We start from the raw sequence: 19,531 nt of genomic DNA, 5'->3' as shown, positions 1-19,531 counted from the left end.
AAGCGACGGGACAGTCGATGATTGGCAAGACCTTCAACCGGTCAGACGCAGCGCAGGACGCTCAAACCAAGGGGTTTGACGACTTCGAGTTGCGCTTGGGCGATTTGATGCGCGGCGAACGTGCGACAATGGGCAAAAGCCTGTTGGATGTTCAGCGTGAGCTGAAAATCAAAGCCGCCTATATTGCCGCGATCGAAAACGCAGACCCCTCCGCATTTGATACCCCCGGATTTATTGCGGGCTATGTGCGCTCTTATGCGCGGTATCTGCGGATGGACCCGGATTACGCATTTGAAACATTTTGTACCGAAAGCGGTTTTGCGACTGCCCACGGCATGTCCGCAGAGGCATCATCGTTGCAAGGCAAGATCGGTGAACCTGTCGTGGCACCGCTTGGCAAAGATATATTCTCAGCCTCTGCGACGCCATTTGTGCCTGCGGCTGACCGGGTTATGGCCGGGTTTGAACCACGCGCTATCGGGTCAGTACTTGTACTGATCGCAATGATTGGCGGGCTTGGCTTTGGCGGCTGGACCGTGTTGCAAGAAGTACAAAAAGTACAATTCGCGCCGGTTGAGCAAGCGCCGGTTGTCGTCGCTGATCTTGATCCGCTTTCGGGCGTAACAAATAACGTGGATCAAACACAAGATTTGGCCAGTTTCGTTGCGCCGTCATTCGATGCTTTGGATCGATTGTATCGCCCACAGGCGCTTGATGTGCCCGTGTTGACGGCACGCGATGCGCCAATCTCAACCTTGAATCCTGGCTCTTTTGGTTCGGTTCTACCCGCTCAGATCAACGCAGACGTTGTTGTGGCTGATGCCGATGTAGCCTCTCCGCATCCGCCGACCATCCAAGTCGTCGGTCCTGATGTGCCCGAATTGCAATTGGTTGCCGTACGCCCTGCATGGGTGCGCGTGCGGGCGGCCAATGGTACTGTCATTTTTGAAGGCGTGATGTCACCCGGTGAGAATTTTGAAGTTCCTGCAACCGAAGAACCCGCAACATTGCGCGTGGGTGAAAGCGGAGCGGTCTATTTCGCTGTAAACGGCGTGCACTATGGACCTGCGGGCCAAACGGGCGTCGTGACGTCCAATGTCGCGCTCAATGCTGACAGCCTGCTTGATAGCTATAGCGTCGCAGATCTGACAGCGGATGATGACCTCGCCGAGGTCGTGCGCGTGGCCGAAAATAGCGCAGGCGAATAACCCGCCAAGCGGTTGCTGCACGCGGGTTTGATGCTTAGATTGTCGGTAACCGCGATTGCCTGAAAGCAGCCCTATGTCCCTCAATTCAATCCGCCCGTGGCGCCACATCGAACGCCGCAAATCCCGTCAAATTATGGTGGGCAACGTGCCCGTTGGGGGCGATGCCCCGGTTTCCGTGCAGACGATGACCAACACGCTGACGACGGATGTCAAAGGCACCATTGCCCAAATCCAAGCTGCCGCTGATGCAGGCGCGGATATCGTGCGGGTTTCAGTCCCGGATGTGGCTTCGAGCAAGGCGCTGAAACAGATTGTGCCCGAAGTCTCTGTGCCGATCGTTGCGGACATTCATTTCCACTATAAGCGCGGGATCGAAGCCGCCGAAGCAGGGGCCGCCTGTTTGCGGATTAATCCCGGTAACATTGGTGATGAAAAGCGCGTGCGCGAGGTAATCAAGGCCGCACGCGACTACAATTGCTCAATTCGTATTGGCGTGAATGCGGGATCGCTGGAAAAGCACCTGCTAGACAAATACGGTGAGCCATGCCCTGATGCGATGGTCGAAAGCGGGATGGACCATATCAAAATCCTGCAAGACAATGATTTCCATGAATTTAAGATCAGCTGTAAAGCCTCTGACGTGTTCATGGCTGCGGCGGCCTATCAACAATTGGCCGATGTAACGGATGCGCCGATCCATCTTGGGATCACCGAAGCGGGCGGGTTGAGCAGCGGCACAGTTAAATCGGCGATTGGTATGGGTAATTTGCTGTGGGCGGGGATCGGCGACACGATCCGTGTATCTTTGTCAGCGGACCCGGTCGAAGAGGTGAAAATGGGGTTCGAAATCCTCAAATCACTCGGCCTGCGCCACCGCGGGGTGAATATCATTTCATGCCCATCTTGTGCGCGGCAGGGGTTTGACGTGATCAAAACCGTCGAAGCTTTGGAACAGCGGCTCGAACATATCAAAACCCCCATGAGCCTGAGCATCATCGGCTGTGTCGTTAACGGCCCAGGTGAGGCGCTGATGACAGACGTCGGTTTTACCGGTGGCGGGGCTGGGTCAGGGATGGTCTACTTGGCGGGCAAGCAAAGCCACAAACAGTCTAACGAAGATATGATCGAACATATCGTCACGCAGGTGGAAAAAAAGGCCAAGGAGCTAGAGTCTGCGCGGGCAGTGGATGCAGGGAAATAAGACAGGCTACTGCACGAATTCTGGTTTTATCGAAGTTAGCTGATGAAACATTTGCCGAAAAAACAACTGACAATGCACGGACCAATAACCTTTATCAAAGGTGGCAAGGTCGTAGTCGAAATACTCAAGCCATTGGCCGTTGGGTTAGGTCTGAGTAACAACGTTTTATATGACCAACTGACCAAATATGACAAATGCCCCGCCAAAAATTGCTTTGTGATGGGATCGGTGCACGCATTGATTTCATCCGCGAAACACCACAGATTTTACTGAATTTCTATTCGTCGCGCAAATCAGCCACGATGGTTTCCATAACGTCAACGGGTACATAGCCGCGCAGCATTTGGTCTTCGACAACAAATGTCGGCGTGCCCGAGATTTGCATTTGCTCGCCCAATGTGCGGTTTGCAGCGATGACGTTACTGACTTCTTCTGAATCCATTTGCGCAATGATCGCTTCTGCGTCGAGCCCAAGGATTTCTGCAAGCCGCGTCATGCTGGCCTGTGTAATGTTACCGTTGAATTCCATCAATGTGTCATGGACCGATTTATATGCATCATCACCTGCAACCAGTTGCGTCGCGATGGCAAACCGGGACGCGAGAACCGATTGTTCACCCAAGATCGGATATTCTTTGACGATAAACCTGATATTGGCGTCCGTTGCCAAAAGCGCTTCAATTTCGGGAAAGGCGCGTTTGCAATAGCCGCAACGGTAATCCATGAATTCCACAATCGTGATGTCGCCGGTCGGGTTCCCCCCAACATAGGAGTGGCGATCGTTAAACAACTTGTCCGCATAGGTTGCTGCAAGCAACTGATCGTTGGCGACTTCTGCAAGTTGCTGGCGTTCTTGCAGGACCGAGATAGCCTCTTGCAAGACCTCGGGATCTTCAAGCAAATAGGCCCGCACCTCGGCACGAAACGCAGCGCGTTCCGCATCGGTCATCGCCTCAAGTTCAAGGGCAGCCAACGGGCTTGTCAGGGCGAAAAGAAAGGGCAGGGCATAGCGCAGGGACATCTGGATCATCTCGTTAACAAATATTCGCCTGTGACAGACCATATTTACCGGGGAATGCCAAGGTCCATTGACCTCACATAGCGGTGACAGGCACATAGGGGCAAAGAAGAGGGGCCGCGAAATGCGACATTCAAACCGGGGCGACGTCGATCCATTCATCGTCATGGACGTTATGGAAGCCGCCCGCCAAGCCGAGGCAGCCGGGCGGCATATTATTCACATGGAGGTCGGCCAACCCAGCACGGGCGCGCCGACGCAAGCCCGCGAAAAACTGATCGCTGATCTTGCGGATCCGCTGGGCTATACGGTTGGGCTTGGCCTGCCAGAGTTGCGCGCGCGCATCGCGCACCATTACGGCGATTGGTATGATGTTGATCTGGACCCCGCGCGTGTCGTCGTGACAAGCGGCGCGTCTGGCGCGTTTTTGCTCGCGTTTTCGGCGCTGTTTGATAATGGCGAACGGGTGGGGCTAGGCACGCCGTGCTACCCGTCCTACCGCCAAATCCTAAAGGCCGTGGGGCTGACCCCGGTTGATATCCCAACGACGCTTGATCAACGGTTTCAGCCGCAGCCCGCGCATGTATTGGAATATGATTTGGCCGGGCTGATCGTGGCATCCCCTGCGAACCCGACAGGCACAATGCTGGACGCGGGCGCGCTAGCGGCTTTGTCCGAGGCCTGCAACGCAGCGGATGCGGCGTTTATTTCGGACGAAATATATCACGGCATTGACTATGATATCGCACCTGTTTCATCGCTCCAGGTCACGGATGACGCCTATGTGGTGAATTCGTTTTCAAAATATTTTTCGATGACGGGCTGGCGGGTCGGTTGGATGGTTGTCCCCGAAAATCATGTGCGTCGCGTTGAACGACTGGCGCAAAACATGTTTATCTGCGCGCCGCATGCGGCGCAACGATTGGCATTGCACGCAATGGATTGCACAGACGAGCTGGAACAGAACAAGGCCGTGTACGACGCTAACCGCGCCCTGATGATCGACGGGTTGCGCGCGGCCGGGTTGACCCGTTTTGCGCCGCCTGATGGGGCGTTTTATATATATGTGGATGTCTCTGAATACACCGATGACGCCCGTACATTTGCGGCGGAAATTTTGGCCCAGGCGGGGGTGGCCGTGACGCCGGGGCTCGATTTTGATGCGGGTCGTGGGCATCATTGGCTGCGGTTTTCTTATGCGCGCAATACGCAAGACATCCGCGAGGGCTTAGACCGGATCGCGAAATTCATGCAGGACTTCCGCAGGTGATACGGCTGATTTGTTTCTTTTGCTGTCTTTGCACAGCAATGTCGGCGCAAGTGACTGTTGATCCCAACCGTACAGCGGTGGGTGACGGTTGGTGGCGGCTTGAAATTAACGTAGGGCTTTCAGCTGTAACGCCTTACCGGTTGTTTACATTGGATAATCCGCGCAGACTTGTCGTAGACTTTCAAAATACGGATTGGCCGGATGTTTCGCCTGATCTCTTGCTATCGGGTGATCGTGCAACGGCGTTACGTTACGGCGCGCTTGGCCCGGATTGGTCGCGAATGGTTGTGGATTTAGCGGGGCCGCTTGAGGTCACGCAAGCGGCAATGCAAACCACCGATGCGGGCGCTGATCTGTCAATAATATTGAAACGCACGGACGCGCGCAGTTTTTCGGCCAACACAGGTGCGCCAAGTGACTTGAACCTTGCACAGCCCGTTGCCTTACCGCCTGCGACATCCGGCGATTTCCTTGTAGTCATTGATCCCGGCCATGGGGGCATTGATCCCGGCGCGATGCGTGACGGTGTGAGTGAAGCGGATCTCATGCTGCAATTGGGGCAAGAGGTGGCAACGGCGGTGGACGCAATTGACGGTGTGCAGGCCAGCCTTACGCGTGATGCAGATATCTTTGTGCCGCTTTATACGCGCGTCAGTTCCGCACGGGCGGCGGGGGCCGATCTATTCATCTCGTTGCACGCCGATGCGCTTGAAGAAGATGCCGCAAGTGGGGCATCTGTATACACTTTGTCGCGTGATGGTGGGGCGCTTGCCGCGCGTCGCATGATCGCGCGCCATGAGCGCGGTGATCTTTTGGCAGGCGTAGATTTGGACGCGCAAGGGGATCAAATCGCAACGCTTTTGATGGATTTAGCGCGTGACCGGACCGGACCAGAGGGGGTTGAATTTGCGGATATGCTGATCGCGCAGATAGAAAATGCCGGGGTGCGGGTCAATACCAATCCGCACCGTTTTGGCCAGCTTGCAGTGCTATCCGCCGCAGACTTTCCAAGTGTTTTGATCGAGGTCGGGTTTTTATCTAACGCGCAAGACCGCGCAGCGCTTGAGGATGCCGAAAGCCGCGCGGACATCGTGGAGGCTATTGCAGCTGCCGTTAACCAATTTGCACGCTAAATCGTGATCATATACCCGCGCGGTGCCCATATGGCCTTTTGACCATCGCGGGACAGGGGCGTATAAGGCCGTTTGAAACTATAGGACCATAATCACCCGTGCTGCGCTTTATTTTCTCTTTCTTTGGTGGAATTTTCACCATGCTGACCATGGGCTTGATCATGGGGGCGCTGACGCTTGGCGGCGTGTTCTTTATGTACGGTCGCGACCTGCCGACATATGAAACGCTTGCGCGCTATCAGCCAAAGACCATCAGCCGGATTTATTCTGGCGAAGGTGAGATCATTGATGAATTTGCCGTTGAACGGCGGTTGTTTACACCGGCTTCGGAAATCCCCGATATTGTGAAACAGGCGTTTATTTCGGCTGAGGATAAGAACTTTTATACCCACACCGGCTATGATCCGCGCGGTATTTTGGCGGCGATTGTTGAGGCTGTGACGTCGCGCGGAGAAAGCGTGCGCGGTGCGTCGACGATTACGCAGCAGGTAATGAAGAACTTCCTTTTGGATGGTTCAACGACGCTGGAACGTAAGATCAAGGAAATTATTCTGGCCACGCGAATCGAAGGCGCGATGAGCAAAGAGCAAATTCTTGAATTATACTTGACCGAGATTGATCTCGGCGTGCGTTCGTTTGGTGTAACGGCAGCAGCGCGGTCTTATTTCAATAAACCGCTGTCTGAATTGTCGCCAGCCGAAGCCGCATTTTTGGCGGTGCATCCGAAAGCGCCGTACAGCTACCACCCCGTGCATAACCGCGAGGCGGCCATTGCACGCCGCAATTTCATTCTGCGCGAAATGTTTGAAAACGGCTATCTGACCCAAGAAGAACTGACCGTTGCGTTGAACGATCCGCTGCGCACTGTGCAAAACGGTGATTTTCCGAGCTATCAAGAAAGCCTGCCACCGCGCGATTACTTTACCGATGAAATTCGCCGTCAGCTGTCGCAAAACTTTGGCGAAGATGAATTTTTCTCGGGCGGTTTGTCTATTCGGGCGACAGTTGACGCTGACCTGCAAGTCACTGCCGCGCATTCGTTACAGCGCGCGCTTGAAGAATTTGACCGCAACCAAGGCGCATGGCGCGGTACCGGACAGACAATTCCCGAAGATCAATTGGTGTCCGAAGACGTGTGGCGCGCTGCGTTGGCAGACCTGACCGTACCGCGCGATATTGATTATGTGTCGCAATGGTATCCGGCAGTTGTCTTGGCGGTTGAAGAAAATCAGCTACGCGTCGGCATTGAAGGTGTCGTCGAAACCGACGCTGAACCGTTTGTGGTGCCGCGCCGCGATATCGAATGGATGCGCGGCAACTTCTTTGACAATTACACTGTTGGTGATGTTGTGCATGTGCGGCGCATGACGGCCGATAACGATGGGTCATTTATTCGTTGGTCGTTGCGTCAGGTTCCTGAGGCCCAAGGCGGCTTTATGGCAATGGACGTGAACACGGGCCGCGTCATCGCGATGCAAGGCGGGTTTAGCTATCAAGATTCGGTGTTTAACCGCGCGACCCAAGCTCAACGTCAGCCGGGGTCTTCCTTTAAACCGTTCGTTTATGCGGCGGCGCTGGATAGCGGCTATTCCCCGGCGACAATCGTTGTGGATGCGCCGATCACCATCAACACGCCGCAAGGTGTCTGGCGCCCTAAAAACGCATCAAACCAGTTTTATGGCCCAACGCCGTTGCGCACGGGGATTGAACGGTCGCGGAACCTGATGACCATTCGTCTGGCGCAGGAAATTGGGATGGATACGGTCGCTGCCTATGCTGAGCGCTTTGGTGTTTACGACCGCATGAACCAAGGGTTGGCGGCGTCACTGGGTGCAGATGAGACCACATTGTTCAAGATGATTTCAGCCTATGCGATGTTTGCGAACGGTGGCGAACGGGTGGAACCGACCTTGGTTGACCGGGTGCAAGACCGCTATGGCAATACCGTCTACCGTCACGATCAGCGGGTGTGTGTCGATTGCAATGATGCGGTTATCGCCGAAGGTTTCGGCCCACGAATCGACACAAATCGCGACCGCGTGATGAATGAAATCACCGCCTATCAGCTGACTTCCATGATGCGCGGTGTTGTTGAACGCGGCACGGCAAGTCGTGCTATCAACTTGCCAGTGCCAATCGCAGGTAAAACCGGCACAACCAATGACGCCAAAGACGTTTGGTTCATCGGTTTCTCGTCTAACATCGTTGCAGGCTGCTATATCGGCTATGACACGCCGCGGTCTTTGGGGCGCGGTGCATCGGGCGGAGGGTTTTGTGGACCAGTTTTCAACCGCTTTATGCGCGAAGCGATTGAGGTCTACGGTGCCGGTGCATTCGACGTCCCCGAAAGCTGCCAGTTCATCAATATCGACCGCTATAGCGGTGCGCGCCTGCCGGATGGCGTGTCAGGCGAAAACGTGATCGCCGAATGCTTCCGCTCTGGCGAAGAACCACTGTTTGGGATCATGTTCGATGGTGGGTTCGCGATGGCAGGGGATCTCCCGTTGTTTGACGAGGTGCAAGCGACAGGGCGCGAGGTCACGACATCCACGGGCGAAACCGCGACCGTTGGGCCAAAGGCCACATTCGGGACGCTTTCGACAGGTGGTCTTTACTGACCACCTGCTTGTCGACAAGCGACCCGCGCTGTAAGACCCTTTGACAAATCATTGACCTCACATAGGTGCCCTCTCATGCGCGCAGAAATTCAGACCTCCGCCGATGCGATCGAAAAATCGCTTGAACTGCTTGCGCAGCGGATGGACCGCGAAACCGCGCCGCACCGGCTCGAAGAATTCAACGCGCGTGTCGAGGATCCGACCCTTTGGGATGATCCCGAAGCCGCGCAAAAACTGATGCGGGACCGGCAGATGTTGGTGGATGCGATGGCGACATATGACAGTATCGCGCAAGAGCTGGCGGACAATGTCGAATTAATCGAAATGGGCGAAATGGAAGACGACGCTGAAATCGTGGGCGATGCCGAAGCTGCGATTACAGCACTGCGTGACAAGGCCGCGAAGAAGGAACTTGAGGCTCTGCTGGACGGCGAGGCCGACGCGAACGACACCTTCCTTGAAATCAACGCGGGCGCAGGCGGTACGGAAAGCTGCGACTGGGCCAATATGCTGGCGCGCATGTACGTGCGTTGGGCAGAGAAAAAAGGCTATAAAGTCGAACTGCAATCCGAACAATCGGGCGATGAAGCAGGGATTAAATCGGCATCTTACAAGATTTCTGGCCATAACGCCTATGGGTGGTTGAAATCAGAAAGCGGCGTGCACCGTCTGGTACGGATTTCGCCGTTCGATAGCGCGGCCAAGCGTCATACCTCGTTTACATCGGTCAAGGTGTACCCGGTCGTAGATGACAATATTGAAATTGAAGTGAACCCATCGGACATCCGGTTGGATACCTACCGGTCATCAGGAGCTGGTGGACAGCACGTCAACACCACCGATTCTGCGGTGCGGATCACCCACTTTCCAACGGGGATCGTTGTGACCAGTTCGGAAAAGTCGCAACACCAAAACCGCGACATCGCGATGAAAGCCCTGAAATCACGGCTCTATCAGATGGAATTGGATAAGCGCTCAACACTGGTCAATGAAGCCCATGAAAACGCGGGCGACGCAGGCTGGGGCAACCAAATCCGGTCCTATGTGCTGCAACCCTACCAGATGGTCAAAGACCTGCGCACCAGTTTCGAAACCTCAGACACCAAAGGCGTATTGGATGGCGATCTTGATGGGTTCATGGGGGCCACGTTGGCGATGGACGTCTCTGGCAAAAGCCGGGCAGAGGCGAACGCAGAATAATCTTTCGTAGACGCGCAGGGATTTGCTTTCTATCCTTTGAAAACGGCCATTTGGCCGCGAGGGGGGAATTCTCATGACGCAGGCGACACGGCCGATAGTACAACCATTAGCGCCGGCAGATTTGCGCGCGATACTGCGTGCAGGCATTGCTGATTTTCGCAAAGCGCCACAATTTGGGCTATTCTTTAGTGCGGTCTATGTGCTGGGTGGGTTCTTGATGATTTGGTTGGGGGCAGGGCATGTCAGTTGGATTCTGGCAACTTCGCTTGGTTTTCCACTGGTCGCCCCGTTTGCCGCTGCGGGCCTTTATGAGGTCAGCCGCCGGATGGAGCAAGATAAGCCGCTCAATTGGCCAGAGATCCTGAGCATTGTCTGGCACGAACGCACCCGGCAATTGCCGTGGCTTGGGGCGATCATTGTGATCTACTTTTTGTTTTGGACCTTTCTCGCACATATGATTTTCGCGTTATTTATGGGGCTATCGACGATGACCAATGTGACCGGCAGCTTTGAGGTTTTTTTGACCTCCAATGGGTTGATGATGATCGCGGTCGAATTGGGTGTCGGTGCGATCTTGGCATTTTTGTTGTTTTCACTGACAGTTGTCAGCCTGCCGCTTGTGCTGGATCGCGAGGTGGATTTTGTCACAGCGATGCTATTGAGCCTGCAGGTCGTCAAACGTAATCCGATGGTGATGATCGCTTGGGCCGTAACGATTGCGGTCATGTCACTCGCAGCGCTGGTCCCTTGGTTTTTAGGCTTGATGGTGGTGCTGCCGGTCTTGGGGCATGCGACATGGCATTTATATCGTCGCGCAATTATGTGATCCGAATAGGCAAAAGGGGCGCCACTGACGCCCCTTTTGGTCGTTTTTACTGCGCAAATTACTGCGTTTGTGCGCGGTGCGCCGTCAGGTGCCGGTTCACGATTTCAAACCATTGACCGTCTGATTTTATGGCAGCGATACCGCTGTTCATCATTTCCAGCAGCTCTTCGCGATTTGGGTTCGATTTCGCAATGACGGGGCTAAGGTTCAGGGCTTTGGTCAGTTGTTCGTTCAGCATGATGTCATCTTGGGCACCAAGTTCCAAGACCGCGCCTTGACCCGGGTCTACAGCGATAACAACGACATCATATGTGCCGTCGAGCAACCCGGCCATACAGCCGGTGATCAGCCCTTCTTGGCCAAACGAAATTGCAGGTTCCACAAGCCCATCTTCTTCGAGAACGAATGTTTCGTACCCATCTGGTCGGCAGATGCTTTTGCCGACCAGCTCTGCGTGGGTTGCTGGCAGCGGCTCTCCCGCGCGACCAAAGTATCCAAGCAGAATTTCGAACATGGGATCGGACCATTCGAAGTTGTTACAACGGAATTTGGCATCATCGCCAAGCTGGTCGATCAATTCGCATGGTGGCTCGTACCATGCCGTCGCAAAGTCGTAAGCGTGATCGGTCAAAAGCGGTTGCAGATGAGACCCCCAATCATTGATAAAGTCAATTTTATATGCGGGGCTCCCTGTAGCTGACGCCAGTGCGACGTTTGTCAGTTCCGTCACCATGCCGCCTTGCGCTTGGCTTTCATCAAAATACGGCGCCCAATCGGTGGCCGTAACGACGCGCACGGCAACATCGGTGGGGCCGTCAAGTTGCTCTGTGGTCGTGATTTTGCGAATGAGCGTATCGTCGGCTTGTGACGTAGTGGTGCCATCGCGGCAGGGGATAAAGATCACTTGCCCACGCGAAATGAGGCCGGGGTTCGGGCCGATGGTATCGACGTTGGCACTGTAAATTAGCTGAAATGCCGAGGCTGATCCATATACATCAGCGGCAATACCCGACAGAGAGTCGCCCGCAGCGATCGTATAGTTTTCACCGCAGGTGATGCTTTGGGCCGTGGCAGATTGTGCGGATAGCGTGAGGCCTACAGATGTGATGCCAAAACAAAGGCTGCGTAGGGAAGGCGCGAATAAGGTCAAAAGGTTACTCCATTTTGCGATATTTTATTTTGATTGACTGGTGAATCAATAAAATATCATGCTCTGGAATAAGTGTCCGAATTCCGTCAAAATTACGGCATTTACTTGGTAGGCAGGATGGGTAAGCGCGCAGAACATTTTGACGCACAACGAAAAAGGGCACCCCATCGGGTGCCCTTTACCAAATTCAATTGTGCCGCGGGGTTAGGACTTTGGAGTGTCCGCAGCGGCGGCTGTTGGCATCTTTTTGGTGCCAAGTGCCAGCGGGTCGTCTTGACGCTGAACAGAGCCCTCAAAGTGGGCGCCGCTTTCGATTGCGATTGTCTTGTGGATGATATCACCCTCAACGCGTGCAGAAGAAGAAAGACGGACCTTCAGGCCACGCACACGGCCAACAACGCGGCCGTTGACAACTACATCATCAGCGACAACTTCGCCTTTGATTGTGGCCCCTTCGCCAACTGTCAGCAGGTGCGCGCGAATATCGCCATCGACTTGACCTTCGACTTGAACGTCGCCGGCGGTTTTAATGTTGCCTGTGATCAGCAGATCAGAAGACAAAACTGACGGTGCGGGCTTGGGGCCAGATGCTTTGTAATCTGAACCAGCACCTTTTTTCGCGTCTGCGCCTTTTTTTGTTTCGGTATCGGACGGTTTGGGTCCGGGTTCATTGATTTTCGATTTAGAAAACATCTTGTCCAGCTCTTATATAGATCATCGGGTTAACGGGCTCGCCTCCGACGCGAACCTCGTAGTGAAGGTGTGGTCCTGTTGAGCGACCTGAATTGCCCATATCACCAATTCGTTCACCACGCGAGACTCTTTGCCCAACAGTGACGTGCATTGCGTTCAAGTGTGCGTATCTTGTCTCAATTCCGAAGTCGTGCTGGATTTTTATCAAACGGCCATAACCCGACGACCACCCAGCATTTGTGACCACTCCGTCAGCAGTTGCGTAGATTGGCGTGCCAACGGGCCCTGCAAAATCCGTGCCCGCATGCAAGCGGCCCCAACGCTGGCCAAAACCCGATGTGAACCGAAAGTTTGCCTTAACTGGGATGTCGAACGGGGCCTTTTCAGCGGCGATTCGATACAGGTTGATTCGGTCCATTGAGGCCAGAATTGCATTCGCGCGGAGCGCATCTGGATCAGGTTCGCCGCCCCGAGTTGAAAACTGTATGGGCGTTAGCGGACCGCCCTGTCCTGAATACCCGCGTCTGACTTGCGCTAACATGCTGTCTGGGCTCATGCCCGCCGCACGGAACATATCGTCAAGCGGTTCGACTGACACCAACATGGCCTCTTCAAGCTGGCGGAAAATCTGATCGTTGCGTTCTTGCAAAAGCCGCAGTTCCAGTTCCAGATCTTGGGCGTGGCCAATTGCGAACTCTGCGTCGGCAGAAATCATGTCACGCTCGGTTGCTGTCTGGGCTAATGCGTTTGCCAAAAGATCCACCGTGCTGACGGCATCTTCGGTCATGGCCGCAGCTTCGCCGGCCTCTGTTTCACTGGAAAGCGCAGCCACTTGGTCGCGGGCGTCTTCACGGTCCCGCATCGTATCGCGCAGTGTGGCCTGCACCACGTCTAGCCCTGTTTCCAATTCGCGACGCTTTTCTTCGGTCGCGAGCAATTCAGACTGCATGATCGAAATCTGGCGCAAGGCGGTGCTGAACCGATCTTGTGCGGCGGCGGCTTCTTGTGCGCGCAGGTCACGTTCGGACGAAAGCGCGTTCAGCCGTTGTTCATATGTCATCTGGTCGCGTTGGGCCTGCGCGCGAAAGTTCCCGGCGCCAATGCTATCCATCAGCAAAATCGCGGTGGCAACAATTGTCCAAGCGACAACAACCGTGCACCCAACCCAAGCCACAAGCTGCGTTTCAGAGCTGAGCCGGATAAACCGGGTCTCTGTGTCGGATCTTAAAAACAGTCTGCGTTCAGGGAACCAGCGTTCCAACACATTGTGAATGGTCTTTGTCAGTCGCGATCGCACGATAATTCCCTGTGTCGTCCCGGTCAGTCACTGGTCCCGCACCAGCGTTGCCTGACTGTGTAAGCAGCCCTGGGGCCTGCTGCAAGAATATTACGCCATGGGCGCGGATTTGCGCCTTCACTTGGATTAAGTTTTTTGCTGTGCTGCAAGTGGCCAGTAAAAATCCGGAGGGATGCCAGCCTCGGCACGTTTTTCTTCGTTAAACGGAGGCTTTAGATCAGAATGGAAATATTTGCGCACGAGTTCATGGAAGACGCCCGTAGGGTCCAGATCATGGCGACCGCACAAAAAATTGAACCATTTTGACCCGTAGGACACATGATGCACCTCTTCGGCGTAGATAGTTTCAAGCGCCGCGACGGCTGACTTATTCTTGGCCTGCTTAAAGATGTTGATCATCCCCGGTGTCACATCTAGCCCGCGGGCCTCAAGCACCATTGGGACCACGGCGAGCCGCCCCATAAGATCATCAACCGTATCTTCGGCAGCACGCCACATGCCAGCATGGGCGGGCAAAGCGCCATAGAAACTGCCCAATTCCTCAAGGCAATCGCACATCAGCTGGAAATGCTTAGATTCTTCATCCGCAGATTTCACCCAATCATCGTAATACCCAAGCGGCAGTTTGATATGGGCAAAACGCGGGATGATGTCCCAGTGCAAATCAATCGCGTTCAATTCAATATGGGCGACCGCATGCAGCAGCGCGATCCGCCCTTCGGGGGTGCCGGGTTTGCGCAAGGGTACGTCGCGCGGGTTCAAAAGCGCGGGTTTTTCGGGCCTCGCCGGAAATGATGGTGGTGTTGCTTGACCAACCTTAATCGCAGGGCCATCTGCGCGTGATGCACGCCAATCGGCCGCGAATTTGCGCGAAAGCGCTGCTTTTTCTCGTCCATCAGCCGTAGTCAGCACAGCGACCGCCATCTCTGACAGGGTCATCATCCGCGCAACGTCTCAAGCACGGATTCAACATGGCCGGGGACGCGGACCTTGCGCCACGCTTGTTTAATCACGCCGTCAGGGCCGATCAAAAACGTCGCGCGTTCAATGCCCATATAGGTTTTGCCGTACATGTTCTTTTCGACCCAAACGCCATAGCGTTCACAGACATCACCTTCTTCATCCGATAGTAGCGCGATTTTCAGATCGTGCTTGGCGACAAATTTGTCGTGTTTTTTGATCGGGTCCTTGGACACGCCCAAGACAATGGTGTTCAGCGCGTCAAAGTCAGCGACGCTTTCTGTAAATCCAATGGCTTCTTTGGTGCAACCCGGCGTGTCATCGCGCGGGTAGAAATAGAGAACAATATTTTTTCCGGCAAAATCGGCCATGTTCACAATTTCGCCGCCGTCGCGGGGCAGGGTCACAGTTGGGGCAATGTCGCCTACAGCAAGAAGGGTCATGATACGTCCTTTTGTACGTTGCGCTTTTGTTTTAACCCGGCACAAGCAAAGATAAAGGCCCAAACCGTAAAGTGGCGGAGACGAATTGACCGAAACGGAAAATCAGCAAGACCCTGAACCGGTCAAAAAACCGCGCAGACGCCTGTGCGGCTGGTTGTTTTGGTTGCGCGCTGTTTTTGTGGTTTGTTTGACGCCTGTGATCTTTGCCGCGGTGGCAGCCGTGATGATGATCAACCGTGAAATTACAGCGCCGACTTGGGTCGTTACACAGATAGAGACTCGTGCCGCGCAGGTGCTGGACGGGGCAAAATTGGAATTTGGATCCATTACCGCACGCATAGGACGAGATTTGCACCCACATGTGCGGTTGGTTGATACCAAGCTGTTTGACCGTGACGGCGTTATGCTGACCCGCGTGCGCGTTGCCGAAGGACAGATGTCACCGCGCGGTTTGCTGTTTAACCACGCGGTGCTGATGCAAAATGTTCGGCTTGTTGGCGCCCAAGTGAACCTGCGCCGCGCGCGTGACGGGACCGTTGCGGTTGCTTTGGCTTCGGGCGCCGCCGAGGTCGGGCAAGCCCGGTCGGTGCCGCAACTCTTGGATCAATTGGATCAGGTATTTGAACACCCGCAGCTTGCGGCGCTTGAAACGGTGACCGCTGAAGGCGTGATCGTGAACTTTGACGATGCGCGTGCGCAGCGCAGTTGGGTCGTGGATGGGGGCGCATTTGCGCTTGATTTGCGGGGCGGAGAAACGGCGTTGCGCGGAAATCTAAGCCTATTGTCCGGCCGAGCAGGTGTTACAACGGTGAACCTGTCATATAGCAGCCCGCGCGGATCAAAGGCGGCGCAACTCGCAGTGAACATCGACGATGCCATCGCCAGTGACATCGCCGCACAATCGCCTGCGCTGACGTGGTTGCGTGACGTCGAAGCCCCGATATCAGCAGCGTTGCGCACGCAACTGGATGAAGATGGGGCGCTTGGCCCGCTGAGCGCGACATTGGAAATTGGCCAAGGGGCTTTGCAACCGAATGAAGCGACTTCCCCGGTGCAATTTAACGCGGCCAAAGCCTATCTGACTTATAACCCCATGCGCGACAGCATCGCATTTTCCGAGGTCGTACTGGATACCGATTGGGGCCGATTGCGCGCAGGTGGTACCGCATATTTGCGTGAAATCAGCGATGGGCTGCCGGGGGCTCTGCTGGGGCAGTTTCAGTTCCGGGATGTGGCGCTCAACCCGATGGGGTTTTACGAAACCGCCCCGACAATCGAAAATGCTGCGGTTGATTTTCGTCTGCGTTTTGATCCGTTTCAGGTCGAATTGGGGCAAATGGTCGTCTCTGACGGGGATTTGCGCGTTTTGTCGCACGGAACGCTGATCGCACAGGCCGATGGTTGGCACGGGGCCTTCGACGCAAATGTAAACGAAATTGACCCGGCGCAACTGCTGACGTTCTGGCCACCTGAGGTGAAGCCCAAGACCCGCAACTGGATCGCTGAAAACATATCCCAAGGGCGGCTCATCAATGGAAATGTCGGGCTGCGCGTATCCCCTGATCAACCACGTGACTTTGCGTTAGGGTTTGAGTTCGCAGAGGCAGAGATCCGTTTCTTGCGTCAAATGCCGCTGATCACGGATGGGGCGGGTGTGGCGTCTATCATTGACCGCAAATTTGTAGTGACGCTGGACCAAGGGCAAATCGTGCCGCCCGAAGGTGGCGTTCTTGATGTGACGGGTACGAGCTTTACGGTCCTTGATACGCGCCAAAAGCCTTCCAACGGTCGGGTGGATTTGATGGCGGATGGGTCGATCACGTCGGTTTTGTCGCTGCTCAACCAGCCGCCTCTGTCGTTCTTGGACAAAGCCAACCGTCCCGTGACATTGGCGGATGGGCAAGCGCATGTGTCTGGGCAAATTGCGCTACCACTGGTGCGCGGTGTGCAATTGGACGCGATTGATTTGGACCTTATGGCTGAATTGCGTGCTGTGCAGTCGGATCAGTTGGTGCCGGGGCGCAGCCTGCGCGCTGGTCGGCTTGATGTTGTGGCGAATAACGCCGGGCTCACGATTGAAGGACCGGTGCAGCTGGGTGCCGCGCGCGCGATTGGGCAATGGCAGCAGCAGTTTGGTGCGGCGCACCGGGGACAAAGCCAGGTCACTGCCAATGTCGCGCTGACGCAAAGCTTCTTGGATGAATTCAATATTGCCTTACCCGCAGGTATGGTGACGGGCGGTGGGCGCGCGGATATCACAATTGATCTGGCCGCAGGGGCTGCCCCTGCCTTTGCGCTAACCTCAGATCTGCGCGGGTTACAATTGGCACTGCCCGCTATCGGGTGGTCAAAATCGGGTTCTCAGGATGGCGCATTGTTGGTGAGCGGCAGTTTGGGACCGGTCCCGCAGGTAGACCAATTGCAGATCAGTGGCGGCGGGTTGCAGGCGCAGGGGCGCATTGACCTCTCCCAGAGCGGCAGATTTGAGGCCGCAACATTTAGCCAAGTTGCGATCGGGAATTGGTTTAACGCGCCAGTGACGCTAAGCGGACGCGGGGCAGGGCAACCGGTGCGGGTTACGGTCAACGGTGGCAGTCTTGATTTGCGCCGCGCCCGCTTTGGCGGTGGCCGCGGTCAAGGGGGACCAATGCAAATCGCACTAGACCGTTTGCAGATCACCGAAGGGATCGCCCTTACAGGGTTTCGGGGCGATTTTAACGGGGCAGGCGGGTTTTCAGGCCAGTTCAGTGGGCAGTTGAACGGGGCTGCCCCGGTCGCAGGTATCGTCGCCCCGCGTGATGGGCGCACGGCTGTGCGTGTCACCAGCGATGACGCGGGCGCGGTGTTGCGCGCGTCCGGTTTTCTTGAAAACGCCGTCGGGGGCAGTCTGAACCTGACATTGTTACCTGCAGGTGGCGAAGGCACGTTTGACGGGGCTTTAATTGTGAATGACATCCGCGTGCGCGACGCACCTGCGATTGCCGCACTTTTGGATGCGATCAGCGTGGTTGGGCTTTTGCAGCAGCTGGATGGGCAAGGGTTGAGTTTTGAAGATGTGGATGCGCGGTTCCGATTGACCCCGGACCAAGTGATTGTCACGCAGGCCAGCGCCGTTGGGCCCGGGCTTGGCATTTCCATTGATGGCATTTACACGCTGGCGACAAAGCAGCTTGACCTGCAAGGTGTTGTCTCACCGCTGTATTTTTTGAACGGGATTGGTTCTGTCTTGACCCGCCGGGGCGAGGGGCTGATTGGGTTCAACTTTAATATTCGTGGCGCGACTTCGGCACCGCAGGTCAGCGTAAACCCACTATCGGCGCTTACCCCCGGCATGTTCCGGGAATTGTTCCGCCGTCCGCCACCGGAAGTAACCCAATGAAACTGAGCGATTTTGATTTTGACCTGCCAGAGCAGTTGATTGCGACACGCCCTGCGCGTCCGCGTACATCGGCAAAGCTTTTGCTTGCAAATGACGCAGGGCTTACCGATCACCATGTGTCGGACTTGGTCACGCTTTTGCAACCGGGCGATCGTTTAATATTGAACGATACCAAAGTGATCCCTGCGCGCCTGACTGGGTTGCGTCACCGCGAGGGTGAAGCCGGGCCGACCAGCGCCAAGATTGAGATCACATTGCTAGAGCCGCGTGCCACAGGCGACTGGGCGGCTTTGGTGAAACCATTGCGCAAAATTCGCGACGGCGAGGTGATCGTATTTTCAGATGATCTGTCTGCGACATTGACGGCGCGGGCGGATGGGCAGGCATATCTGCAATTTAACCTGACGGGTGATGATTTTGACGCGGCCTTGGCCGCTGTTGGGGCGATGCCCTTGCCGCCATATATCGCGGCCAAACGTCCGGCGGATGAAGCCGACAAAGATGACTATCAAACCTACTGGGCACGCCACGCGGGGGCCGTCGCTGCACCGACCGCATCGCTGCATTTTGACGGGGAGCTGCTTGACGCGTTGCGCGCGCGGGGTGTGGCATTCACCCATGTGACATTGCATGTTGGGGCGGGCACGTTTTTGCCGGTAAAAGTTGATGACGTTCGCGACCATAAAATGCATGCCGAATGGGGCGAGGTCACACAAAATGCGGTTGATGAAATCATGGCGACCAAGGCAGCGGGCGGGCGCGTGATCCCTGTCGGCACGACGGCGCTACGTCTGATTGAAACAGCAGCCAAAGAAGGCGCGCTAAAACCTTGGGTCGGTCCCACCGATATTTTCATCACACCGGGGTTCACGTTCCAAGTGACCGACGGGTTGATGACGAATTTCCACCTGCCCAAGTCCACGCTGATGATGTTGGTGTCGGCCTTAATGGGGGTTGAACGGGTCAAAGATATCTATTCTCACGCAATCACAACGGGTTACCGTTTCTTTAGCTACGGCGATTCCTCGCTCTTGTTGCCGCCGAGCACAAAGGCGCCGTGAACAGACAAGACAGCGTCGTTTTTATGTAATGAAGTCGGGTAAGAATCATCCATAGGGGCAACTCTGTCGGAGTG

At 55.4% G+C, this 19,531-nt stretch carries 15 protein-coding genes; 9 read left to right on the top strand and 6 right to left on the bottom strand.

Annotated features, from left to right (window positions below; translation table 11 throughout):
- Positions 1–17 precede the first annotated feature (17 nt).
- A complete protein-coding gene (locus DS901_RS06070; protein WP_113776035.1) occupies positions 18–1,208 on the top strand; it encodes a helix-turn-helix domain-containing protein in 1,191 nt (396 codons plus the stop codon).
- A 73-nt stretch (positions 1,209–1,281) separates the two neighbouring features.
- Positions 1,282–2,409: a flavodoxin-dependent (E)-4-hydroxy-3-methylbut-2-enyl-diphosphate synthase gene (ispG, locus tag DS901_RS06065; protein ID WP_113776034.1), complete on the top strand. Its 1,128-nt coding sequence runs from the start codon at positions 1,282–1,284 to the stop codon at positions 2,407–2,409.
- Positions 2,410–2,686: 277 nt separating this feature from the next.
- Here the strand turns inward: ispG and DS901_RS06055 are convergent, their stop codons facing one another.
- The gene (locus DS901_RS06055) at positions 2,687–3,430 is read right to left on the bottom strand and encodes a DsbA family protein (protein ID WP_113776147.1); all 744 of its coding nucleotides are present in this window, start codon (positions 3,428–3,430) and stop codon (positions 2,687–2,689) included.
- 121 nt (positions 3,431–3,551) lie between these two features.
- On the opposite strand from DS901_RS06055, the gene DS901_RS06050 reads away from it, so the two are divergent.
- From DS901_RS06050 to DS901_RS06030, 5 genes are all read left to right on the top strand, one after another.
- Positions 3,552–4,697: a pyridoxal phosphate-dependent aminotransferase gene (locus DS901_RS06050; RefSeq protein ID WP_113776032.1), complete on the top strand. Its 1,146-nt coding sequence runs from the start codon at positions 3,552–3,554 to the stop codon at positions 4,695–4,697.
- Positions 4,694–5,830 carry an N-acetylmuramoyl-L-alanine amidase gene (locus tag DS901_RS06045; protein ID WP_258546663.1) on the top strand — a complete coding sequence of 379 codons (1,137 nt, stop codon included), beginning with the start codon at positions 4,694–4,696 and terminating at the stop codon, positions 5,828–5,830. The genes DS901_RS06050 and DS901_RS06045 overlap by 4 nt, the downstream gene beginning before the upstream one ends.
- Positions 5,831–5,928: 98 nt before the next feature.
- A complete protein-coding gene (locus tag DS901_RS06040; protein ID WP_113776030.1) occupies positions 5,929–8,448 on the top strand; it encodes a penicillin-binding protein 1A in 2,520 nt (839 codons plus the stop codon).
- A gap of 75 nt (positions 8,449–8,523) precedes the next feature.
- Complete coding sequence (gene prfB, locus DS901_RS06035; protein ID WP_113776029.1) at positions 8,524–9,648, top strand: peptide chain release factor 2; 1,125 nt, start codon at positions 8,524–8,526, stop codon at positions 9,646–9,648.
- Positions 9,649–9,721: 73 nt separating this feature from the next.
- Positions 9,722–10,474 (top strand): DUF2189 domain-containing protein, encoded by a 753-nt coding sequence (locus tag DS901_RS06030; RefSeq protein WP_113776028.1) that lies wholly within the window; start codon positions 9,722–9,724, stop codon positions 10,472–10,474.
- A gap of 58 nt (positions 10,475–10,532) precedes the next feature.
- Here DS901_RS06030 and DS901_RS06025 read toward each other — a convergent pair whose 3' ends face one another.
- The 5 genes from DS901_RS06025 to bcp all read right to left on the bottom strand — a co-directional run bounded on the left by DS901_RS06025 (position 10,533) and on the right by bcp (position 15,017).
- Positions 10,533–11,624, bottom strand: a complete 1,092-nt coding sequence (locus DS901_RS06025) for a transporter substrate-binding domain-containing protein (protein ID WP_113776027.1) — start codon at positions 11,622–11,624, stop codon at positions 10,533–10,535.
- A 204-nt stretch (positions 11,625–11,828) separates the two neighbouring features.
- Complete coding sequence (locus DS901_RS06020; protein WP_113776026.1) at positions 11,829–12,317, bottom strand: bactofilin family protein; 489 nt, start codon at positions 12,315–12,317, stop codon at positions 11,829–11,831.
- Complete coding sequence (locus DS901_RS06015) at positions 12,307–13,614, bottom strand: M23 family metallopeptidase (protein WP_113776025.1); 1,308 nt, start codon at positions 13,612–13,614, stop codon at positions 12,307–12,309. The genes DS901_RS06020 and DS901_RS06015 overlap by 11 nt, the downstream gene beginning before the upstream one ends.
- 126 nt (positions 13,615–13,740) lie before the next feature.
- Positions 13,741–14,556, bottom strand: a complete 816-nt coding sequence (locus DS901_RS06010; RefSeq protein ID WP_113776024.1) for a ferritin-like domain-containing protein — start codon at positions 14,554–14,556, stop codon at positions 13,741–13,743.
- A complete protein-coding gene (bcp, locus tag DS901_RS06005; RefSeq protein WP_113776146.1) occupies positions 14,553–15,017 on the bottom strand; it encodes a thioredoxin-dependent thiol peroxidase in 465 nt (154 codons plus the stop codon). The genes DS901_RS06010 and bcp overlap by 4 nt, the downstream gene beginning before the upstream one ends.
- Positions 15,018–15,102: 85 nt before the next feature.
- On the opposite strand from bcp, the gene DS901_RS06000 reads away from it, so the two are divergent.
- On the top strand, positions 15,103–18,396 hold the full coding sequence (locus DS901_RS06000; protein ID WP_258546662.1) for a YhdP family protein: 3,294 nt from the start codon (positions 15,103–15,105) through the stop codon (positions 18,394–18,396).
- Positions 18,393–19,457: a tRNA preQ1(34) S-adenosylmethionine ribosyltransferase-isomerase QueA gene (gene queA / locus DS901_RS05995; protein ID WP_113776023.1), complete on the top strand. Its 1,065-nt coding sequence runs from the start codon at positions 18,393–18,395 to the stop codon at positions 19,455–19,457. The genes DS901_RS06000 and queA overlap by 4 nt, the downstream gene beginning before the upstream one ends.
- The last annotated feature ends 74 nt before the right edge of the window (positions 19,458–19,531 follow it).

It is taken from the genome of Loktanella sp. D2R18 (genome assembly GCF_003318235.1).
GTDB lineage: Bacteria > Pseudomonadota > Alphaproteobacteria > Rhodobacterales > Rhodobacteraceae > Yoonia.
Note: the sequence above shows the minus strand (reverse complement) of the source record. Positions and strands in the feature narration are given on the sequence as shown.